Here is a 2709-nt window from a genome sequence, read left to right on the forward strand (position 1 = left end):
GGTTCTGGCTCAACTTCCGTGAAATGGCAACGCAGAGTGACGAATTGGCTTGGCCTGGGCTCCAGGTACAGTCGGAGCGCCCGTGAGATCGTGCTCGCACAGGAGTCCTCCTTGCTCGAACCGGACCGCTTCGCCCTTCTCATGGTCAAGCCAGACGGAGTGGCCCAGCACCTCACTCGGCTGATCTCCCTCTGGACACGCGACCGGGGCTATAAGCTGCGCGGGTTCCGAGAGCTGTTCCTGAGCCCGGAGCACCAGCTCATCCTCGACGCGGACGCCCACGCCGGAGGCCGGATCGATCGGCAGCTGAGCGCAGTGTTTTACGGCTTGGGGCCTGCGCACGCCTTGCTCCTGGAGCGGGAGGGCAGCCGGGCCTCGGACGAAGGGTCGGCTGCAGCCGAGCTCGCGGGCCGCTTCACAGGGGATGCCCTTCCTCACCGGGCCCGACCGGGCACTCTGCGCGGCGATTTCGGGGCCCTGAACCCCGTCTTCAACCTGGTTCACGCAACCAACAGCACCGACAACCTCGACCGAGACGCCCGGGCCCTCTTCGACCGCCCTCTCCTTGAACTCCTGGGACCGGGCGGTGTCAGACCGGATGGAATAGCCCAGGCCCCGCACCTACTGCGCCCGTTCAAGCTGTGGAGCATTGTGGCGGACGTCCTGGCCGCCTGGCTGGGACCGGAGGTGGTACGGCCCATCGACTGGCCTGCCGACTCCCACGGCCCGTCCCACCCGGCGGTCGGCGCCGCCCTGATGGCCTGCGCCCGCGCTGCACAGCGAGCCGGAGGCGAAGATGGCGAAGTGCTGACGGGAGTGCTGGACGGGAACACTTCCTACGTGCAGTTCGCCCGCCAGGTTCCGACGGTGGACACATGGCACGGATACCTCGCATACACGACGCTGCGCCACTTGACGCTGTGCACCGACACCCCGTGAGCCTTGATCACTGCTGGCCTCGGCATTCGCGACACGGCGACGCTCAGTCACGCTAATAGGACGCGCTTGCGGAGGAGTTGGAAGCCTGCGCGGCCGAACATCTGGCGCTTGAGCATCTTGATCCGGTTGACATGCCCTTCGACGACGCCGGAGTTCCAGGGGAGGGTGAGTCCTGCGATGACGGCGTCCCGGTCGCGGTCGATGCCGGCGGCGAGGGTGTGCAGGCTGGGCAGGTCGTCCTGGCGAACGGCGTCGAGCCACTCCGGGAGCCGCTCACCCTGGCGCTCGGTGAGCATGACGGCGAAGGACCGGACGTGCCGGGTCAGAGCTTCGAGCTCGGGGCACTGGGCCAAGACAGTCTTGAGCTGGAGCTGCTCGGCCTCGGACAGTGCCGCGGGCCTCCGGAGAATCCAGCCGGCGACGGTACGGGGCGACGGCGGCTGCGCGGTTACCGGTCGCGGTGCGGTCCGCTTCTGCCGCAAGTAGGCGCTGACGCGCTGGTAGCTGCCCTTGTAGCCGAGCGGGACGATCTCCTCCCAGAGCTTCCAGGCATTGGTGCAGCCCTCGTTCCAGCGGTCGTCGAGGTAGGGCTTGTACTCATCGAGGACGGACGTCCGGTTCTGCCACTGGCCCCGGAAGAGCTCCTCCGGGGTCGCGGCGTCGGCCAGGGCTTTGACCGTGCGCCAGGTCATGCCGAGCTGCCGCTGGACGGCGCGCCGGCTGTGCCCCGCGGCCAGCAAGGCGTGCACCTCGGCGTGCCGGGCCCGGGTGCGGTCGGCGAACCGGTGGCCCGTCGGCCAAGGCTGGTCCACGTTCTCCTCGCGGTCTGCGGGCTCGACGATGACGTCTCGACCGGGCAACAGAGTTGCGGCGCGCAGGCACTGTCGGTGGCGGGCGGCAGCCCGCTCGGCCGCTTCGCTGAGGTTGTGCCACAGGTGCCAGCGGTCCGCGACCTGCACCGCCTGCGGCGCGCCCGCGGTGGCGCCTTCAGCGAAGAACGGCGCGCGGTCGCGGCAGACGACCTCGACGCTCGGTCGCGCGGCCAGCCAGGCCGCCAGGCTCGACGCCTCCCGGTCGGGCAGCAGGTCCGCCGGCCGTCGGGTCTCGGCGTCGACCAGCACCGTCCCGTAGGCGCGACCCTTGCGTGTCGCGTACTCGTCGACGCCCACCACCCGCGGGGCCGGCGGCTGCGGATCGGGAAGCTCTCCGACCAGCCGCAGCACCGTGCTCCGGCTCACCGACACCCCGAACACGGTTGCCAGCCGGGCACCGGCCCGCCCGGCCAGCGCCAGGCCGACCGCAGCGAGCGTCGCCCGCAACTGCTCGGTCCACCGGCCGTGGCGGCGGGTCAGCCCTTCGATCTGCTCGACGAAGGTCCGCCGCCCGCACGACGGGTCGCCGCACACGAAGCGCCGCACCCACAGGCTCAGCCGGACCTGCCTCCCTCCGACCGGACCATCAACGGGAAACCGCAGGTAGGAGCTGTGCACCCGGGTCGACCATCCACCGCAGCCCGGGCAGCTGTATCCCACCGCCGCAGACTTGACCCACACGTTCACCGACTCGACGTCCACGTCGACCGACAGCACGGTGACGTCCGCGACCGACGGAAACAGCAGCCCCTCCAGCCGGGGCACCAGACCATCCACAGTCCCGCACTGTCTGCCGCCACGACCCGGCCGCTGGCGAATTTCGGGCAACTTCCCGACGCCTTCAGCACCGGCACGTCGTCACTCACTGTGCGCAGACCACGGAAGTTGAGCCAGAACC

General features: G+C 70.0%; 2 protein-coding genes. One reads left to right on the forward strand and one right to left on the reverse strand.

From position 1 onward, the window contains the following. Positions 1–111 precede the first annotated feature (111 nt). The gene (locus ACFWJ4_RS41395) at positions 112–939 is read left to right on the forward strand and encodes a nucleoside-diphosphate kinase (protein ID WP_380554593.1); all 828 of its coding nucleotides are present in this window, start codon (positions 112–114) and stop codon (positions 937–939) included. 47 nt (positions 940–986) lie between these two features. Here the strand turns inward: ACFWJ4_RS41395 and ACFWJ4_RS41400 are convergent, their stop codons facing one another. Continuing rightward, entirely contained in the window at positions 987–2588 is a 1602-nt protein-coding gene (locus tag ACFWJ4_RS41400) for an ISL3 family transposase (protein ID WP_380554596.1), read from the reverse strand. Positions 2589–2709 lie beyond the last annotated feature (121 nt).

It is taken from the genome of Kitasatospora sp. NPDC127067 (genome assembly GCF_042724755.1).
Classification (GTDB): domain Bacteria; phylum Actinomycetota; class Actinomycetes; order Streptomycetales; family Streptomycetaceae; genus Kitasatospora; species Kitasatospora lactacystinica.